Consider the following 17,621-nt stretch of genomic DNA (forward strand, 5'->3'; position numbering starts at 1 on the left):
GTTTGGGGGAGGGGCTATGGGGCTTGTACCTATTGGTTTGCACGAACCCTGTAGGAGCGGCCTTGTGCCGCGAAAGGGCCGCAGCGCGGCCCCAGCAATCTACGCGTCGCCGCTGAAATCCTGGGGCTGCTGCGCAGCCCTTTCGCGGCACAAGGCCGCTCCTACAGAGCATGCGCAAACCCATAGGGTTGCCGCCGATAGGCCGCCCGGCGGCCCTGGCAAAATCAGTAGCTGTCCTGCGGCAAGCTGGCGATGATCGAGCGGTAGCTGTTCATGCGCTGTTGCGTGACGCTGCCGTCGTCCAGCGCCTTGAGCAGTGCACAGCCGGGTTCGCGGTCGTGCTTGCAGTCGCGGAAGCGGCAGTTGCCGATCAGCTCGCGGAACTCGATGAAGCCATCCTCGACATCATCGCGGCTGACATGGCCCAGGCCGAATTCACGGATACCCGGGGAGTCGATCAGGTCGCCGCCGTTGGGGAAGTGATAAAGGCGGGCGGTGGTGGTGGTGTGCGTGCCCTGGCCGGACCACTCGGACAGATCACCCACGCGGGTGCCGGCGTCCGGCAGCAGGCTGTTGACCAGCGATGACTTGCCCACCCCCGACTGGCCGACGAACACGCTGATATGGCCATCCAGCGCCTGTTGCAGGCGTTGCATGCCATCGCCCTGATGCGCGGACACCTCCAGCAGTGGATAGCCCAGGCCGCGGTACACCTCGAGCATGGCATGCAGGGTCGGGCCGTTCTCGTCGTTGATCAGGTCGGCTTTGTTCAGCAGCAGCAGCGGGCGGATGCCGGCGTGCTCGGCGGCCACCAGGTAGCGGTCGATCAGGTTGGGGTGCGGTTCGGGGGCCGGGGCGAAGACGATGACGATCAAGTCGACGTTGGCCGCTACTGGCTTGAGCTGGCCGTGATTGTTCGGCCGGCACAGCTCGGTGCTGCGCGGCATCTGCGCGACGATCACACCGATACCCTGGTTGCCAGCGCGCCATACCACCCGGTCACCGGTGACCAGGGCCGGCAGGTTGGCCCGCAGGTGGCAGCGGAATACCTGGCCCGCCGCTTCGCCGTCCTGGGCCTCGACCTCGACCTGCACGCCGAAGTGGGCGATCACCAGGCCCAGCTGTTCCGGCCCCAGGTCGCCACCCTCCAGCTCCTGCAGCACGTGCTGCTCGCGTTTGGCGGCGCGGGCGGCGCGTTCACCCTGGATCTTTTCGATGCGCCAGTTCTGGCGGCGGTTGAGCTGGCGTTTGGCCATGAAGGTTCCGTATCGGCGAGGCAGTGAGAAAACCGCGGCAGTTTAGCATGGCCCGCCCACGCACCGCCCGGCTGGGCTAATATGACGGGCTATTCGAGGAGCACACCCATGCAGAACCCACAGAACCTGATCTGGATCGATCTGGAAATGACCGGCCTGGACCCGGACAGCGACGTCATCATCGAGATGGCCACCATCGTCACCGACAGCGAGCTGAACACCTTGGCCGAAGGCCCGGTGATCGCCATCCACCACAGCGACGAAGTGCTGGCGCGCATGGACGAATGGAACACTCGCACCCATGGCGGCTCGGGCCTGACCCAGCGCGTGCGCGAGAGCAAGGTGAGCATGGCCGAGGCCGAGGCGCAGACCATCGCCTTCCTCGAGCAGTGGGTGCCCAAAGGCAAGTCGCCGATCTGCGGCAACAGCATCTGCCAGGACCGCCGCTTCCTTTATCGCCATATGCGCGGCCTGGAAAACTACTTCCACTACCGCAACCTGGACGTGTCCACGCTCAAGGAGCTGGCCGCACGCTGGGCGCCGGACGTGCGTGATAGCTTCAAGAAGGGCAGCACCCACCTGGCGCTGGACGATATCCGCGAGTCGATCGCCGAGCTGCGCCATTACCGCGAGCACTTCATCAAGGTCTGACCTGGCCGGGCGCCGACAATCGTCGGCGCGCCCTCTTTTGGTGCCCCGCGCGACTGGGTAGACTGCGCGCCTTTTCCGCACGGACCTGCGCCATCATGTTGTTGATGCTCTACCTCATCGCCATCACCGCCGAAGCCATGACTGGCGCCCTGTCCGCCGGCCGGCGCGGCATGGACTGGTTCGGCGTGGTGCTGATCGCCTGTGTCACCGCGTTGGGTGGCGGCTCGGTGCGTGACGTGCTGCTCGGGCACTACCCGCTGACCTGGGTGAAACACCCGGAATACCTGGTGTTGACCAGCTTCGCCGCACTGCTGACGATCTTCATCGCGCCGCTGATGCGCCACCTGCGTTCGCTGTTCCTGGTGCTCGACGCCCTGGGCTTGGTGGCGTTCACCCTGATCGGCTGCATGACCGCGCTGGAGATGGGGCAGGGGTTCCTGGTCGCGTCGATCAGTGGGGTGATCACCGGGGTGTTCGGCGGGATCCTGCGGGATATCTTCTGCAACGACATCCCGTTGGTGTTCCGGCGTGAGCTGTACGCCAGCGTGTCGTTCGCGGCGGCGTGGTTCTACCTGGGCTGCGTGCACTTCCAGCTACCGGCGGAGCAGGCGATGCTGCTGACCTTGTTCGGTGGTTTCCTGGTGCGCCTGCTGGCGATCCGCTTCCATTGGGAGATGCCCAAGTTCCACTACAACGACCAGCAGTGAGTTGTTCGCAATCCTTGTAGGAGCGGCCTCGTGTCGCGAAAGGGCTGCACCGCAGCCCCAGCATATTTGGCATCATGCCAAGAGACCTTGGGGCCGCGATGCGGCCCTTTCGCGACACGAGGCCGCTCCTACCGGGACCGCGTCAGGCTCTGGAGGCGTGCTGCGCCAGCGCCCACTCCACATGTTCGCGCACCAGCTCCGATGGATCGTTGCGCCGCGCCTTGAGCGCTTCGAGCACCGGGATGGTGGTCGGCGCATTGCCCAGCCCCACCGCCAGGTTGCGCGAGAACCGCTCGTAGCCCGCGCGCCGCAACGGCGAGCCCTCGGTGCAGCCGAGGAAGCGCTTTTCATCCCACAGGAACAGCTCGGCCAGCTCGACGTTGTCCAGGCCGCGGCGCGGCATGAAGTCATCCTCGGTGGTGGTCTTGGCGAAGCGATTCCAGGGGCAGACCAACTGGCAGTCGTCGCAGCCGAACACCCGGTTGCCGATCAACGGGCGTAGTTCCACCGGGATGGAGTGGCGCAGCTCGATGGTGAGGTAGGAGATACAGCGCCGGGCGTCGAGTTGATAGGGGCCGACGAAGGCTTGCGTGGGGCAGATGTCCAGGCACGCCTGGCAACGGCCGCAGTGGTCGCTGCCCTGCACGCCGTCGATCGGCAGCGGCAGGTCGACGAACAGTTCAGCGAGGAAGAAGTAGCTGCCAGCCTTGCGGTTGAGCAGCAGGGTGTTCTTGCCGATCCAGCCCAGGCCTGCCTCTTGCGCCAAGGCCTTTTCCAGCACCGGGGCGCTGTCGACGAAGGCGCGGTAGCCGAACGGCCCGATGGCTTGCTGGATACGGTCGGCGAAGTGCTGCACACGCTTGCGCACCAGCTTGTGGTAGTCGCGGCCCAGGGCGTAGCGGGCGATATAGGCTTTTTCCGGCTGGGCCAGGCGCTGGGCCATTTGTGTGTCGCCGGGCAGGTAGTCCATGCGCAGCGAGATCACCCGCAGGGTGCCGGGGATCAGCTCGGCAGGGCGCGAACGCTTGGTGCCGTGCTCGCCCATGTATTCCATTTCGCCCTGGTGGCCGGCCGCCAGCCAGCGCTGCAGGTGCTGTTCGTGCTCGCCAAGGTCGACCCCGGCGATGCCGACGTGGGCAAAACCGAGTTCCTGGCCCCAATCCTTGATCGATTGGGCCAGTGTATTGATGTCTGGAAGATTGGCAGGCATGGATGGGCAAGGCATTACAGGTGTAGGTGCGTATAATTCTGCCAGACATCGGAGCCTTTGACCCCATGCCTCAGACCAAACACCCCGGTAATGCCCCACAACTGCTCAATCGCCTGACCGTGCCCGGCCTGCCCGCCCGCGCCGCCAATGCCCACAAGGGTGACTTTGGCCATGTGCTGGTGGTCGGCGGTGACCTGGGCACCGGCGGCGCCGTGCTGCTCAGTGCCCAGGCAGCGTTGCGCTGTGGTGCCGGCCTGGTGAGCGTGGCCACCCGCCCCGAGCATGTCGGCGCCGGGCTGGCGCGGCTGCCCGAAACCATGTGGCTGGGCGTGAGCTCGGCCAATCAGCTGATGACGCCGCTGGCGCGGGCCTCGGTGCTGGTGGTGGGGCCTGGGTTGGGGCAGGCGGCCTGGGGCCGCAGCCTGCTGTCGGCGGTGGCCAATGCGCATGTGCCACAAGTGTGGGACGCCGATGCGCTGAACCTGCTGGCGCGCACGCCGCTGGCCCTGCCCAGCGCTAGCATCCTGACGCCGCATCCGGGGGAAGCGGCGCGGTTGCTGGGCATTTCCACCGAAGCGGTGCAGGCCGACCGGCCGGGTGCGGCGCGCAAGCTGGCGCGCAAGTACGCCAGTATTTGTGTGCTCAAGGGCGCCGGTACGCTGGTCGCCGATCCCGCTGGGCGGCTGGCGCTCTGCGACCGTGGCCACCCGGCCATGGCCGGTGCCGGCCTGGGGGATGTGCTCACCGGCGTGCTGGCGGCGTTGCTGGCCCAAGGGCTGGACGCCTGGCAGGCGGCCAGTCTTGGGGTATGGCTGCACGCCTGTGCCGGCGAGCGCTTGGGGGTTGAAGGTAGAGGTCTGGCGGCCAGCGATCTGGTCGCAGTCATTAGAGCGTTGTTGGAGGAGCATTCTGCGTGTCAGGCATAACCCTTTTCTTGGCCGATGAAGCGGCCACCGTCGATTTCGGTGCGAAGCTGGCCGAGGCGACCGGCGGTCGTGGCGTCATTTTTCTCGAGGGCGACCTGGGTGCCGGCAAGACCACCCTGTCTCGCGGCCTGATCCGTGGCCTTGGCCACGCCGGCCCGGTCAAGAGCCCCACCTTCACCGTGGTCGAACCCTACGAAATCGGCGACATTCGTGCGTTCCACTTCGACCTGTACCGCCTGGCCGATCCGGAAGAGCTTGAATTCATGGGGATTCGCGATTATTTCGAGGGCGACCCGCTGTGCCTGTTCGAGTGGCCCGATAAAGGTGCGGGCGTTTTGCCAAAGCCCGACCTGACCATTACCATAAGCCCCCAAGCGGGCGGACGCTCGCTGAACCTGACGCCGCAGGGGGCTCGCGGCGAGGCCTGGTGCACTGCGCTGGCCGAACACTATAAACAGTAAGTGGGGTAGGTATGCGCATACGCGCACTGGTCGCTGTCGTTGGGCTGCTGCTGACGGCGGTGACCGTTGACGCTCTGGCCGTCACTCAAGTCAAGAGCGTGCGCCTGTGGCGCGCGCCAGACAACACGCGGCTGGTCTTCGACCTGTCCGGGCCTGTGCAGCACAGCGTCTTCACCCTGACCGCACCCGATCGGCTGGTCATCGACATCAATGGCGCCACGCTGGGCGGGCCGTTGAACGTTGCCACCTCGAACACCCCGATCACCAGCCTGCGTTCGGCCCAGCGTACGCCTACCGACCTGCGCGTGGTGGTCGACCTGAAGAAAAGCGTCACGCCCAAGAGCTTCACCCTTGCGCCGAACGCCCAGTACGGCAACCGCCTGGTGGTCGACCTGTACGACCAGGAAGCCGACGCGATCGCTGCCAGCAACCCGACTCCCGCACCCGTGGTACAGCCGCCGGCAACCACGCCCGCAGTGCCGGTCACCCCGGCGCAGCCGGCGATCAAGCTGCCGCCGGCCCCGGCCGGCAAGCGCGATATCGTCGTCGCCATCGACGCCGGCCACGGCGGTGAAGACCCAGGCGCATCGGGCTCGCGTGGCCAGCACGAAAAAGACATCGTGCTGGATATCGCCAAGGAGCTGCAGCGCCAGATCAACAGCGAGAAGGGCTACCGCGCCGAACTGACGCGCACGGGCGACTACTTCATCCCGCTGCGCAAGCGTACCGAGATTGCCCGCAAGAAGGGCGCTGACCTGTTCGTCTCGATCCACGCCGACGCCGCGCCGTCCAAGGCCGCCTTCGGAGCCTCGGTGTTCGCCCTGTCCGACCGTGGTGCAACGTCCGAGACCGCGCGCTGGCTGGCCGACACCGAGAACCGGTCCGACCTGATCGGCGGTGCCGGCAACGTCAGCCTCGACGACAAGGACCGCATGCTCGCTGGCGTGCTGCTTGACTTGTCGATGACCGCCACCCTCAGTTCCAGCCTCAACGTCGGGCAGAAGGTGCTGGGCAACATGGGCCGGGTCACCCCGCTGCACAAGCAGCGCGTGGAGCAGGCCGGGTTCATGGTGCTGAAGTCCCCGGACATCCCGTCGATCCTGGTGGAAACCGGGTTCATCTCCAACGCCAACGAGGCCGCCAAGCTGGCTACCCGCAGCCATCAACAGGCGCTGGCGCGTTCGATCCATACCGGTGTGCGCCAGTTCTTCCAGCAGAACCCGCCGCCCGGCACCTACATCGCCTGGCTGCGTGACAGCGGCAAGATCGCCCAGGGCCCCCGCGAGCACACCGTGCGCCCGGGTGAAACCCTGGCGATGATCGCCGTGCGCTACCAGGTCAGCGTCGCCAACCTGCGCAGCAGCAACAGCCTGAAAACGGACGAACTGAAAGTCGGCCAGCACCTCGACATCCCCGCCACCACCCTGGCGTCGCAGCAATGAGCGGTGGCTCACGCATTCAGCTGCTCAGCCCGCGGCTGGCCAACCAGATCGCCGCTGGCGAGGTGGTCGAGCGCCCGGCCTCGGTGGCCAAGGAACTGCTGGAGAACAGCCTGGACTCCGGCGCCCGGCGCATCGAAGTCGAGGTCGAGCAGGGCGGCGTGAAGCTGCTGCGGGTGCGTGACAATGGCAGCGGCATCGCCCCGGACGACCTGCCGCTGGCGCTGGCCCGTCACGCCACCAGCAAGATCCGCGAGCTGGAAGACCTCGAAGGGGTGCTCAGCCTGGGCTTTCGCGGTGAGGCCCTGGCGTCGATCAGCTCGGTGGCGCGCCTGACCCTGACTTCGCGCACCGCCAGCGCCAGTGAAGCCTGGCAGGTGGAGACCGAAGGCCGCGACATGCTCCCTCGGGTACAGCCCGCCGCGCATCCGGTCGGCACCTCGGTCGAAGTGCGCGACCTGTTCTTCAACACGCCAGCCCGGCGCAAGTTCCTCAAGGCCGAAAAAACCGAATTCGACCATTTGCAGGAAGTGATCCGCCGCCTGGCGCTGGCGCGTTTCGACGTGGGCTTCCACCTGCGCCACAACGGCAAGACCATCTTCAGCCTGCACGAGGCGGCCGACGAGATGGCCCGGGCGCGTCGCGTCGGTACCATCTGCGGCCCGGGCTTCCTCGAGCAGGCGCTGCCCATCGACGTCGAGCGCAACGGCTTGCGCCTGTGGGGCTGGGTCGGCTTGCCGACCTTCTCGCGCAGCCAGGCAGACTTGCAGTACTTCTTCGTCAACGGCCGCGCCGTGCGCGACAAGCTGGTCGCCCACGCGGTGCGCCAGGCCTATCGCGACGTACTGTTCAACGGCCGGCACCCGACCTTCGTGCTGTTCCTCGAGCTCGACCCCACCGGCGTCGACGTCAACGTACACCCGACCAAGCACGAAGTGCGCTTCCGCGAAGGGCGCATGGTCCACGATTTCCTCTATGGCACCCTGCACCGCGCCCTGGCAGACGTGCGCCCGGAAGACCAGTTGGCGGCACCTGCCGCCACGGCCGAGCTGGTGCGCCCCAGTGGTTTGCAGGTGGGTGAGTTCGGCCCGCAGGGCGAAATGCGCCTGGCCTCGCCGGTGCTGGAGCAGCCTCAAGGGGAGCAGCGGTCGTCGTTTTCTTCGGGCGGCTCGGGGGCGGGCTATCAGTACCAGTACACCCCGCGCCCCTCGCAACCGGTGAGCACCGGCGAGGCCCAGGCGGTGTACCGTGAGTTCTACGCCCCCCTGGACAACGCCAGCGCCACGCCGAGCGCGCTGCCGGAAAGCCAGGGCGACATCCCGCCGCTGGGTTATGCCCTGGCCCAGCTCAAGGGTATCTATATCCTCGCCGAGAACGCCGTTGGCCTGGTGCTGGTGGACATGCACGCCGCCCACGAGCGGATCATGTACGAGCGCTTGAAAGTGGCCATGGCCAGCGAAGGCCTCAGCGGCCAGCCGCTGCTGGTCCCGGAAACCCTGGCGCTGAGCCAGCGCGAGGCCGATTGCGCCGAGGAGCACGCCCAGTGGTTCCAGCGCCTGGGGTTCGAGCTGCAACGCCTTGGCCCGGAAACCCTGGCGATCCGCCAGATCCCGGCACTGCTCAAGCAGGCCGAGGCCAATCGCCTGGTGCAGGACGTGCTCGCCGACCTGATGGAGTACGGCACCAGCGACCGTATCCAGGCGCACCTGAACGAGCTGTTGGGGACCATGGCCTGCCACGGCGCGGTGCGCGCCAACCGGCGCCTGGCCATTCCGGAGATGAACGCGCTGCTGCGCGACATGGAAAACACCGAGCGCAGCGGCCAGTGCAACCACGGCCGGCCGACCTGGACCCAGATGGGCCTGGACGACCTCGACAAGCTGTTCCTGCGGGGGCGATGAGATGACAGGCAAACCCCCGGCGATATTCCTCATGGGCCCGACCGCGGCCGGCAAGACCGACCTGGCCATCGAGTTGACCCAGGTGCTGCCGTGCGAGCTGATCAGTGTCGACTCGGCCCTGGTCTATCGCGGCATGGACATCGGTACCGCCAAACCGTCGAAAGACGTGTTGGCCGCCCATCCGCACCGGCTGATCGATATCCTCGACCCAGCCGAGAGCTATTCGGCCAAGCAGTTCTGCACCGATGCGCTGCAAGCCATGGCCGAGATCACCGCGCGGGGCAAGATCCCGCTGCTGGTCGGTGGCACCATGCTGTATTACAAGGCGCTGATCGACGGGTTGGCCGACATGCCCCCGGCCGATGCCACGGTGCGCGCCGAACTGGAGGCGCAAGCCAACGCACTGGGCCTGGCCGAGCTGCACCGGCAACTGGCCGAGGTGGACCCGGAGTCGGCGGCGCGCATCCATCCGAATGACCCGCAACGCCTGATTCGTGCGCTTGAAGTGTACAGAGTGAGCGGGCAGAGCATGACCGCCCACCGCCAGCGTCAATTGGCGCAAAGTAGCGACGCAGACGCAGGCGCGCCGGGGCATTTGCCCTATACTGTCGCCAGCCTGGCCATAGCCCCTACAGATCGTCACATTTTGCATGAGCGAATTGCGCTACGATTTTCGCAGATGCTGGAACAGGGCTTCGTCGACGAGGTCCGATCGCTGCGAGCCAGAAGTGACTTGCACGCCGGGCTGCCGTCTATACGGGCAGTGGGGTATCGACAGGTCTGGGATTACCTGGACGGTCAGCTGACTGAGAATGAGATGCAAGAACGCGGTATCATTGCCACGCGCCAACTGGCCAAGCGCCAATTCACCTGGTTGCGTGGTTGGTCTGACGTGCACTGGCTGGATAGCCTGGCCTGCGACAATCTGTCCCGCACCTTGAAATACCTTGGGGCCGTCTCCATATTGAGCTGAGTCCCTGCTTATTGCCGTCTATTCTTGCGAAGGGCGGCAGCAATTACTGATTTTTCTAGTTTTTTACTATTGATCCTTACAGGAGTGCGGCATATGTCAAAAGGGCATTCGCTACAAGACCCTTACTTGAACACCTTGAGAAAAGAAAAGGTCCCGGTTTCGATCTACCTGGTCAACGGGATCAAGTTGCAGGGCCAGATTGAATCGTTCGACCAGTTCGTCGTGCTGCTGAAGAACACCGTCAGCCAGATGGTCTACAAGCACGCGATCTCGACTGTCGTACCTGCCCGCCCAGTTCGTCTGCCAAGCCCCACCGACGGTGAGCACGGCGACAGCGAGCCAGGCAACGCTTGATAAAAGTAGGAGCCTGCATTGTTCTTTGAGCGCCACGGTGGTGGTGAGCGAGCGCTGCTCGTTCACTTGGAAGGTCAGAACCCTGAGGCGCGCGAAGACCCGCAGGAGTTTCAGGAGCTGGCGCTGTCGGCCGGAGCCGATATCGTTTCGCTGGTAACAGTGGCGCGGCATCAGCCCACCGCCAAGTTTCTGATCGGCAGCGGCAAGGTCGAGGAGTTGCGCGACCTGGTCAAAACCGCCGAAGCCGACCTGGTGATTTTCAATCACACCCTCACGCCCAGCCAGGAACGCAACCTCGAGCGCGTCTTCGAGTGTCGCGTGCTGGACCGTACCGGGCTGATCCTCGATATCTTCGCCCAACGGGCGCGTACTCACGAAGGCAAGCTGCAGGTCGAACTGGCCCAGCTCGAGCACATGAGCACGCGGCTGGTACGCGGCTGGACCCACCTCGAGCGGCAAAAGGGCGGTATCGGCCTGCGCGGCCCGGGTGAAACCCAGCTGGAAACCGACCGCCGTCTGCTGCGGGTTCGCCTGCGCCAGATCAAAGGCCGCCTGGAGAAGGTACGCAGCCAGCGCGAGCAGGCCCGTCGCGGGCGCAAGCGCGCGGACATCCCGTCGGTGTCGCTGGTGGGTTACACCAACGCCGGCAAATCGACGTTGTTCAATGCCCTCACGCAATCCGAGGTGTATGCGGCCGACCAGCTGTTCGCCACCCTCGACCCCACGCTGCGCCGGCTCGAACTGGCCGACCTGGGGCCGATCGTGCTGGCCGACACCGTGGGCTTCATTCGCCACCTGCCGCACAAGCTGGTCGAGGCATTTCGGGCTACGCTCGAAGAGTCGAGCAACGCCGACCTGCTGCTGCACGTGATCGACGCCCATGAGCCCGAGCGCATGGAGCAGATCGAGCAGGTGCTGGCGGTGCTCGGCGAGATTGGCGCCGAAGGCTTGCCGATCCTCGAGGTGTATAACAAACTCGACCTGCTCGAAGATGTCGAGCCGCAGATCCAGCGCGATGCCGACGGCAAGCCGCAACGGGTCTGGGTATCGGCACGGGATGGACGCGGCCTGGAGCTGGTCGGCCAGGCGGTTGCCGAATTGCTGGGGGATGATCTGTATGTCGGAACCCTGTGCCTGGAGCAGCGCTTTGCCCGCTTGCGCGCGCAATTCTTTGCCTTGGGCGCCGTGCAGCACGAAGAGCACGATGAAGAAGGGCGCAGCCTGTTGAGTGTGCGACTGCCCAGGGTCGAGCTGAATCGCCTGGTCAGCCGCGAAGGCATGGAGCCGCAAGTGTTTGTCGAGCAACACACTTTGCAATAAATGCTCGTCGAGGTCGCCGGGCAGCCGTGACAGGCATTCTGTAGCATTGGACGGCGCGCCGTGGGCGCGTCTTTGCTTTATCAGATGGAGAGCGCTATGGCTTGGAATGAGCCGGGTGGCAACTCGAACAACCAGGATCCCTGGGGCGGTCGTCGCGGTGGCGGCGGCGGCGGTGGCGACAAGAAAGGCCCACCGGATCTGGACGAGGCCTTCCGCAAACTGCAGGACAGCCTGAACGGCATGTTCGGCAGCGGCAAGAAGCGCGGTGGCAATGGCGACCGCAATATCGGCAAAGGTGGCGGCCTGGGCCTGCTGGGCGTTGGCCTGGCGGTGCTGGCGGCGATCTGGCTGTACAACGCCGTGTACGTGGTGGACGAGCAGGAGCAGGCCGTGGTGCTGCGCTTCGGCAAGTACTACGAGACCGTCGGCCCCGGCTTGAATATCTATTTCCCGCCGATCGACCGCAAGTACATGGAAAACGTGACCCGCGAGCGGGCCTACACCAAGCAGGGCCAGATGCTCACCGAAGACGAGAACATCGTCGAGGTGCCGCTGACCGTGCAGTACCGCATCAGCAACCTGCAGGACTTCGTGCTCAACGTCGACCAGCCGGAAGTCAGCCTGCAGCATGCCACCGACAGCGCCCTGCGCCACGTGGTGGGCTCCACTTCCATGGACCAGGTGCTGACCGAAGGGCGTGAACAGATGGCCGTGGACATCCGCGAGCGTCTGCAACGTTTCCTCGACACCTACCGCACCGGTATCACCGTCACCCAGGTCAACGTACAGAGCGCGGCAGCCCCGCGTGAAGTGCAGGAAGCCTTCGACGACGTGATCCGTGCCCGTGAAGACGAGCAGCGTGCACGCAACCAGGCCGAGTCCTACGCCAATGGCGTGGTGCCTGAGGCCCGTGGCCAGGCGCAACGCATCATCGAGGACGCCAACGGCTACCGCGATGAAGTCATCGCCCGCGCCAAGGGTGAGGCCGACCGCTTCACCAAGCTGGTCGCCGAGTACCGCAAGGCGCCGGACGTCACTCGCCAGCGTCTGTACCTCGAGACCATGCAGGAAGTCTACAGCAACACCAGCAAGGTGCTGGTGACGGCCAAGGACGGGCAGAACAACCTGCTCTACCTGCCGCTGGACAAGATGGTCGAAGGCAGCCGTGGCAACACTGCAGCGCCGGTCAGCAGCGTATCGCCGTCGGTCAATGACGCCGCCGCGCGCGCCGCGCAAGACCTGCAACAACAACCGCCGCTGCGTTCCAGGGAGAGCCGCTGATGAGCAATAAATCGCTGTTCGCCCTGATTGGTGCCGTGGTGCTGGCGATCGTCGCCTGGAACTGCTTCTACATCGTTTCGCAAACCGAGCGCGCGGTCTTGCTGCAGTTCGGTCGCGTGGTCAAGGCCGATGTCCAGCCTGGCCTGCATGTGAAGGTGCCGTACGTGAACCAGGTGCGCAAGTTCGACGCCCGCCTGATGACCCTCGACGCCCCGACCCAGCGTTTCCTGACGCTGGAGAAAAAAGCAGTGATGGTCGACGCCTACGCCAAGTGGCGGGTCAAGGACGCCGAGCGCTTCTATACCGCAACGTCGGGTATGAAGCAGATCGCCGACGAGCGCCTGTCGCGTCGTCTGGAAAGCGGCCTGCGTGACCAGTTCGGTAAGCGCACCCTGCACGAAGTGGTGTCGGGTGAGCGTGACGCACTGATGGCTGACATCACCGCCTCGCTGAACCGCATGGCCAGCAAGGAGCTGGGTATCGAAGTGGTCGACGTTCGCGTCAAGGCCATCGACCTGCCCAAGGAAGTCAACCGCAGCGTGTTCGACCGCATGAGCACCGAGCGTGAACGTGAAGCCCGCGAGCACCGCGCCAAGGGTAACGAGCTGGCCGAGGGCATCCGTGCCGACGCCGATCGTCAGCGCCGCGTGTTGCTGGCCGAGGCGTATCGCGAAGCGGAAGAGACCCGCGGTGATGGCGACGCCCAGTCGGCGGCCATCTACGCCAAGGCCTACACCCAGGACGCCGATTTCTACGCGTTCTACCGTAGCCTGCAAGCGTACCGCGAGAGCTTCTCCAGCAAGAGCGATGTGCTGGTCCTGGACCCGAAGAACGAGTTCTTCCGCTACCTGGACAAGAGCAAGCCCTGATGTTGCTCTCATGACGGAAGCACCCCGCCCGGCAGCTAAAATGCCGGGCGGGGTGCATCCTGAATGAAAAGGGGTGTATGATGCGGCAGCCGGGAAATTCCCGGCTTTTTTGCGTCTGCAAGGTTGATTGGCCGGTCAAAGGCCTCGGCGCAAGGTATTCGAGGGTGTTGGTAACGGTGGCTGCGCTGGGTTCGGTCCTGCCCGCTGCTGTCCGCCAGGGCCCGTTTCACACAAGGCTCGCCCGCAGGGTGGCCGCCCGGACCAAAGGGGAAATGGCGTAATGGCAACGGTAGACCGCTGGCTCCTGCCAGATGGCATCGAGGAAGTACTGCCACCTGAGGCTGCGCGCATCGAGATCGCGCGTCGGCAGGTGTTGGACCTGTTCCAGAGCTGGGGTTACGAGCTGGTGGTCACCCCCCATATCGAGTACCTGGAGTCGCTGCTCACCGGTGCCGGCGCGGACCTGGACCAGCGCACCTTCAAGGTCGTCGACCCGCAGTCCGGTCGCCTGATGGGCTTCCGTGCCGACTTCACCCCGCAGGTGGCGCGTATCGACGCCCACACCCTGCGCCGCGAAGGCCCGAGCCGCCTGTGCTACGCCGGTAGCGTGCTGCACGCTCAGCCGCGTGCCCTGTCCACCTCGCGCAGCCCGATCCAGCTGGGCGCCGAGCTGTACGGCGACGCCAGCCCCACCAGCGATGTCGAAGTCATCAGCCTGATGCTCGCCACGCTGCAACTGACCGACGTGGCGGATGTGCACATGGACCTCGGCCATGTCGGCATCTACCGCGGCCTGGCGCGCGCCGCCAACCTGTCGGGCGATGTCGAGCAGCAGCTGTTCGACGCCCTGCAGCGCAAGGCGGTCGATGAAGTGCAGGCGCTGACCGCCAACCTGCCGCAAGACCTCGGCAACATGCTGCGCGCCCTGTGCGAGCTGTGCGGTGGCCGCGAAGTGCTGGCCGAAGCCCGCGTGCGCCTGGGCCGTGCCCCGGCCAGCGTGCTGGCGGCGCTGGACGACCTGTTGGCGATCGCCGATCGCCTGGCCTCGCGCTACCCGGACCTGCCGTTGTACTTCGACCTTGGCGAGCTGCGCGGCTACCACTACCACACCGGCGTGGTGTTCGCCGTATTCGTGCCGGGCGAGGGTCAATCGATCGCCCAGGGCGGGCGTTACGACGACATCGGCGCTGATTTCGGCCGGGCCCGCCCGGCCACTGGTTTCTCCACGGATTTGAAGACCCTGGTCACACTGGGGCGAGCGGAGGTCGTACTCCCGGCTGGCGGCATCTGGATGCCCGACAGCGGTGATGCGGCCCTCTGGCAGCAGGTCTGCCAGTTGCGCAACGAGGGCCAGCGTGTGGTCCAGGCTCTGCCTGGCCAGCCGCTGAGTGCTGCTCTCGAGGCGGATTGTGATCGGCAATTGATTCAGCAAGACGGGCGCTGGCAGGTTCTGCCGCTGACCCATTGAGATTCTTCGCCGGCGATGGGCCGGCAACCAAGTTTGCGTGAATGAGGACAAGTGTTATGGGTAAGAATGTCGTCGTCCTGGGCACCCAGTGGGGTGATGAGGGCAAAGGCAAGATCGTCGATCTGCTGACCGAACATGCTGCCGCCGTCGTGCGCTACCAAGGTGGCCACAACGCGGGTCACACCCTGGTGATCAACGGTGAGAAGACCGTTCTGCACCTGATTCCGTCGGGCATCCTGCGTGAAGGCGTCCAGTGCCTGATCGGCAACGGCGTGGTCGTTGCCCCGGATGCGCTGATGCGCGAAATCACCAAGCTGGAAGAGAAGGGCGTACCGGTGCGCGAGCGCCTGCGCATCAGCCCGGCTGCCCCGCTGATCCTGTCGTACCACGTGGCGCTGGACCAGGCCCGTGAAAAGGCCCGTGGCGAAGCCAAGATCGGCACCACCGGCCGTGGTATCGGCCCAGCCTACGAAGACAAGGTCGCACGCCGTGGCCTGCGCGTGGGCGACTTGTTCCACCGCGAGCGTTTCGCCGCCAAGCTCGGTGAACTGCTGGACTACCACAACTTCCAGCTGGTGAATTACTACAAAGAGCCGGCCATCGACTTCCAGCAAACGCTTGACGAGTGCATGGCCTACGCCGAGCAGCTCAAGCCGATGATGCTCGACGTCACCGCCGAACTGCACAACCTGCGCCGCGCCGGCAAGGACATCATGTTCGAAGGCGCCCAGGGCTCGCTGCTGGACATCGACCACGGTACCTACCCGTACGTCACCAGCTCCAACACCACCGCTGGCGGCATCTCCACCGGTTCCGGCGTTGGCCCGATGTACCTGGACTACATCCTGGGTATCACCAAGGCCTACACCACCCGCGTCGGTTCCGGTCCGTTCCCGACCGAACTGTTCGACGAAACCGGCGCCACCCTGGCCAAGCGTGGCCACGAGTTTGGTTCCACCACCGGCCGTGCCCGTCGTTGCGGCTGGTTCGATGCCGTGATCCTGCGTCGCGCCATCGACGTCAACAGCATCTCGGGCATCTGCCTGACCAAGCTGGACGTACTGGACGGCCTGGAAACCATCAACATCTGCGTGGGCTACAAGAACGAGAACGGCGCCGTCATCGACGCGCCTTCCGATGCCGACAGCTACATCGGCCTGGAGCCGGTGTACGAAGAGATGCCAGGCTGGAGCGAGTCGACCCTGGGCGTGAAAACCCTGGAAGAACTGCCGCAGGCCGCGCGTGATTACATCAAGCGCATCGAGGAGCTGGTCGGCGCGCCGATCGACATCATCTCGACTGGCCCGGACCGCAACGAGACCATCGTGCTGCGTCATCCGTTCGCCTGATTAGCGTTCCCCGCTGATCGAACGCCGCGCCTCTGCAAAGAGACGCGGCGTTTTCATTTCTACCGACCAATCTGCGCGCCCCCACCGCCAGCAAGCCGGCTCCCACAGGTTGCTGACATGTCTAGGTCAACACCGCACCCGTAGGAGCCGGCTTGCCGGCGAAGAGGCCGGTTCAGACCCCAAATGCAGATTTCCCTTACCCGCCTCTGCAAATTGGCGTTTATACCTCCTGCGCCAGGCACAACCCTTGCTGTAAGAAGTTTCCGTAGATGCCATCAAAGTAATGGCGCCAGAAACACGAGGGTTACAACGTGTCTGCCATCCTTTCACTGTTACGAAGCCGCCTGTTGCGGCCTGTGTTTGTTGCGCTTGGTATCGCTCTTCTGGTGCAGGTGCTGGTCGCCGTTGCACTGACACGGAGCACGGTCACCGCCCTGGAGGCCGATTTGGGGGTGCGCCTGGGCAATGACAGCCGAAAACTGGCTGGCGAACTGGAACAAGCCGGGCAGGATGTCCGGGCCGGGCTCGACAGCCTTTCGGCCAGCACTCGCCAACGTTTGAGCGCGGGCCTGTCCAGCCGCCTGCAGGATGAACAGCAGCAGCTGCGCGCTACCCTGGAAGAGAACCTTCGAGACTCGGCCCATGACATGGCCGACCTGCTGGCCTCGGTGGCACCGCGTGCCATCTGGGACAACGATGTCCCGATGCTGTCGGACTTCGCCCGCCGTGCGCAGCGCAACCCCAACGTACTGTTCGTGATCTACGACGATGCCCAAGGCCAGCACCTGACGCGCTACCTCAACCGACAGAACCCGATCAACCAGTCGCTGATGGACAAGGGCCAGGGCGAGCGGGCGCTGGACAAGGTATTGGATGCCGCGCGCAAGGACCCGTCGGTGTACTTCGTCGAAGCGTCCATCAGCCCCAATGGTGCCGAGATCGGCAAGGTGCTGATGGGGGTGTCCACCGCAGGCATCGATCAGGAGCTCAAGGCCCTCGACCAGCGCTTCGCCGCTCTGATTGCCAGTGGCGAGCAGTTGGTGGGCGACAGCCTCGGGGCTGCCGCCGCCGACAGCGGCAAGGCCCTGCGTGCACGGCTGGAGACCGCGCAGAACAGCGCCACGGCGATGCAGGCCAATACCGCGCAAACCGTGCGCGATGCCGCTGCCGAGCTGCGCTGGCGCATCGGCCTGGGCCTGGTGCTGGTCGGCCTGGGTGTGTTGTTGGTGGTGGCCGTGGTACTTGGGCGCCGGGTGCTCAGCAAGCTGCGCCTGTTGATAACCGCGCTCAACGACCTGGCGGCGGGTGAGGGCGATCTGACCAAACGGGTGAAACTCGACAGCCGGGACGAAATCGGTGACATGGCCTCGGCAGTCAATCGCTTCGTCGACAAGCTGCAACCCATCGTCCGCGAAGCGGGCGAGGTGGCCCAGCGCACGGGCGTGGAAATCGACAG

15 protein-coding genes and 1 pseudogene are annotated in these 17,621 nt (G+C 65.2%); 14 read left to right on the forward strand and 2 right to left on the reverse strand.

What is annotated here, in order from left to right:
- Window positions 1–224 precede the first annotated feature (224 nt).
- Complete coding sequence (rsgA, locus tag IX761_RS14265) at window positions 225–1,256, reverse strand: small ribosomal subunit biogenesis GTPase RsgA (RefSeq protein ID WP_194790216.1); 1,032 nt, start codon at window positions 1,254–1,256, stop codon at window positions 225–227.
- Window positions 1,257–1,364: 108 nt separating this feature from the next.
- Here rsgA and orn point away from each other — a divergent pair, with 108 nt between their 5' ends.
- Window positions 1,365–1,907 carry an oligoribonuclease gene (gene orn, locus IX761_RS14270; protein ID WP_194790217.1) on the forward strand — a complete coding sequence of 181 codons (543 nt, stop codon included), beginning with the start codon at window positions 1,365–1,367 and terminating at the stop codon, window positions 1,905–1,907.
- A gap of 92 nt (window positions 1,908–1,999) precedes the next feature.
- Window positions 2,000–2,614 (forward strand): trimeric intracellular cation channel family protein, encoded by a 615-nt coding sequence (locus IX761_RS14275; protein ID WP_194790302.1) that lies wholly within the window; start codon window positions 2,000–2,002, stop codon window positions 2,612–2,614.
- Between the two features lie 142 nt (window positions 2,615–2,756).
- Here IX761_RS14275 and queG read toward each other — a convergent pair whose 3' ends face one another.
- Window positions 2,757–3,824, reverse strand: a complete 1,068-nt coding sequence (gene queG, locus IX761_RS14280; protein WP_194790218.1) for a tRNA epoxyqueuosine(34) reductase QueG — start codon at window positions 3,822–3,824, stop codon at window positions 2,757–2,759.
- Window positions 3,825–3,889: 65 nt separating this feature from the next.
- Here queG and IX761_RS14285 point away from each other — a divergent pair, with 65 nt between their 5' ends.
- From IX761_RS14285 to IX761_RS27645, 12 genes and pseudogenes are all read left to right on the forward strand, one after another.
- Entirely contained in the window at window positions 3,890–4,750 is an 861-nt protein-coding gene (locus IX761_RS14285; RefSeq protein ID WP_194790219.1) for an NAD(P)H-hydrate dehydratase, read from the forward strand.
- The gene (gene tsaE, locus IX761_RS14290; RefSeq protein WP_416366788.1) at window positions 4,747–5,211 is read left to right on the forward strand and encodes a tRNA (adenosine(37)-N6)-threonylcarbamoyltransferase complex ATPase subunit type 1 TsaE; all 465 of its coding nucleotides are present in this window, start codon (window positions 4,747–4,749) and stop codon (window positions 5,209–5,211) included. The genes IX761_RS14285 and tsaE overlap by 4 nt, the downstream gene beginning before the upstream one ends.
- A gap of 11 nt (window positions 5,212–5,222) precedes the next feature.
- Window positions 5,223–6,653 (forward strand): N-acetylmuramoyl-L-alanine amidase, encoded by a 1,431-nt coding sequence (locus IX761_RS14295; RefSeq protein ID WP_194790221.1) that lies wholly within the window; start codon window positions 5,223–5,225, stop codon window positions 6,651–6,653.
- Window positions 6,650–8,551 (forward strand): DNA mismatch repair endonuclease MutL, encoded by a 1,902-nt coding sequence (mutL, locus tag IX761_RS14300; RefSeq protein WP_194790222.1) that lies wholly within the window; start codon window positions 6,650–6,652, stop codon window positions 8,549–8,551. Before IX761_RS14295 ends, mutL begins: the two co-directional genes overlap by 4 nt.
- Before the next feature lies 1 nt (window position 8,552).
- Complete coding sequence (gene miaA / locus IX761_RS14305) at window positions 8,553–9,524, forward strand: tRNA (adenosine(37)-N6)-dimethylallyltransferase MiaA (protein WP_194790223.1); 972 nt, start codon at window positions 8,553–8,555, stop codon at window positions 9,522–9,524.
- Between the two features lie 93 nt (window positions 9,525–9,617).
- A complete protein-coding gene (gene hfq / locus IX761_RS14310; RefSeq protein ID WP_023629894.1) occupies window positions 9,618–9,878 on the forward strand; it encodes an RNA chaperone Hfq in 261 nt (86 codons plus the stop codon).
- 18 nt (window positions 9,879–9,896) lie between these two features.
- Window positions 9,897–11,198, forward strand: coding sequence for a ribosome rescue GTPase HflX (hflX, locus tag IX761_RS14315; protein ID WP_194790224.1), 1,302 nt, complete (start codon window positions 9,897–9,899; stop codon window positions 11,196–11,198).
- 96 nt (window positions 11,199–11,294) lie between these two features.
- Window positions 11,295–12,479, forward strand: a complete 1,185-nt coding sequence (gene hflK / locus IX761_RS14320) for an FtsH protease activity modulator HflK (protein ID WP_194790225.1) — start codon at window positions 11,295–11,297, stop codon at window positions 12,477–12,479.
- A complete protein-coding gene (gene hflC / locus IX761_RS14325; RefSeq protein WP_194790226.1) occupies window positions 12,479–13,348 on the forward strand; it encodes a protease modulator HflC in 870 nt (289 codons plus the stop codon). The genes hflK and hflC overlap by 1 nt, the downstream gene beginning before the upstream one ends.
- Before the next feature lie 280 nt (window positions 13,349–13,628).
- Window positions 13,629–14,816, forward strand: a complete 1,188-nt coding sequence (locus tag IX761_RS14330; RefSeq protein WP_194790227.1) for an ATP phosphoribosyltransferase regulatory subunit — start codon at window positions 13,629–13,631, stop codon at window positions 14,814–14,816.
- A 56-nt stretch (window positions 14,817–14,872) separates the two neighbouring features.
- Window positions 14,873–16,165, forward strand: coding sequence for an adenylosuccinate synthase (locus tag IX761_RS14335; protein WP_003249542.1), 1,293 nt, complete (start codon window positions 14,873–14,875; stop codon window positions 16,163–16,165).
- Window positions 16,166–17,292: 1,127 nt separating this feature from the next.
- Window positions 17,293–17,505 (forward strand): annotated as a pseudogene (locus IX761_RS27645) (methyl-accepting chemotaxis protein); the annotation flags it as partial.
- Window positions 17,506–17,621 lie beyond the last annotated feature (116 nt).

Source organism: Pseudomonas sp. UFMG81, assembly GCF_015354575.1.
Lineage (GTDB): Bacteria > Pseudomonadota > Gammaproteobacteria > Pseudomonadales > Pseudomonadaceae > Aquipseudomonas.

Bases quoted from the DNA above. Each gene is read 5' to 3' on its own strand.
- rsgA (WP_194790216.1), bottom strand. From the start codon at position 1,256: ATGGCCAAACGCCAGCTCAACCGCCGCCAGAACTGGCGCATCGAAAAG.
- orn (WP_194790217.1), top strand. From the start codon at position 1,365: ATGCAGAACCCACAGAACCTGATCTGGATCGATCTGGAAATGACCGGC.
- queG (WP_194790218.1), bottom strand. From the start codon at position 3,824: ATGCCTGCCAATCTTCCAGACATCAATACACTGGCCCAATCGATCAAG.
- IX761_RS14285 (WP_194790219.1), top strand. From the start codon at position 3,890: ATGCCTCAGACCAAACACCCCGGTAATGCCCCACAACTGCTCAATCGC.
- IX761_RS14295 (WP_194790221.1), top strand. From the start codon at position 5,223: ATGCGCATACGCGCACTGGTCGCTGTCGTTGGGCTGCTGCTGACGGCG.
- mutL (WP_194790222.1), top strand. From the start codon at position 6,650: ATGAGCGGTGGCTCACGCATTCAGCTGCTCAGCCCGCGGCTGGCCAAC.
- miaA (WP_194790223.1), top strand. From the start codon at position 8,553: ATGACAGGCAAACCCCCGGCGATATTCCTCATGGGCCCGACCGCGGCC.
- hfq (WP_023629894.1), top strand. From the start codon at position 9,618: ATGTCAAAAGGGCATTCGCTACAAGACCCTTACTTGAACACCTTGAGA.
- hflK (WP_194790225.1), top strand. From the start codon at position 11,295: ATGGCTTGGAATGAGCCGGGTGGCAACTCGAACAACCAGGATCCCTGG.
- hflC (WP_194790226.1), top strand. From the start codon at position 12,479: ATGAGCAATAAATCGCTGTTCGCCCTGATTGGTGCCGTGGTGCTGGCG.
- IX761_RS14330 (WP_194790227.1), top strand. From the start codon at position 13,629: ATGGCAACGGTAGACCGCTGGCTCCTGCCAGATGGCATCGAGGAAGTA.
- IX761_RS14335 (WP_003249542.1), top strand. From the start codon at position 14,873: ATGGGTAAGAATGTCGTCGTCCTGGGCACCCAGTGGGGTGATGAGGGC.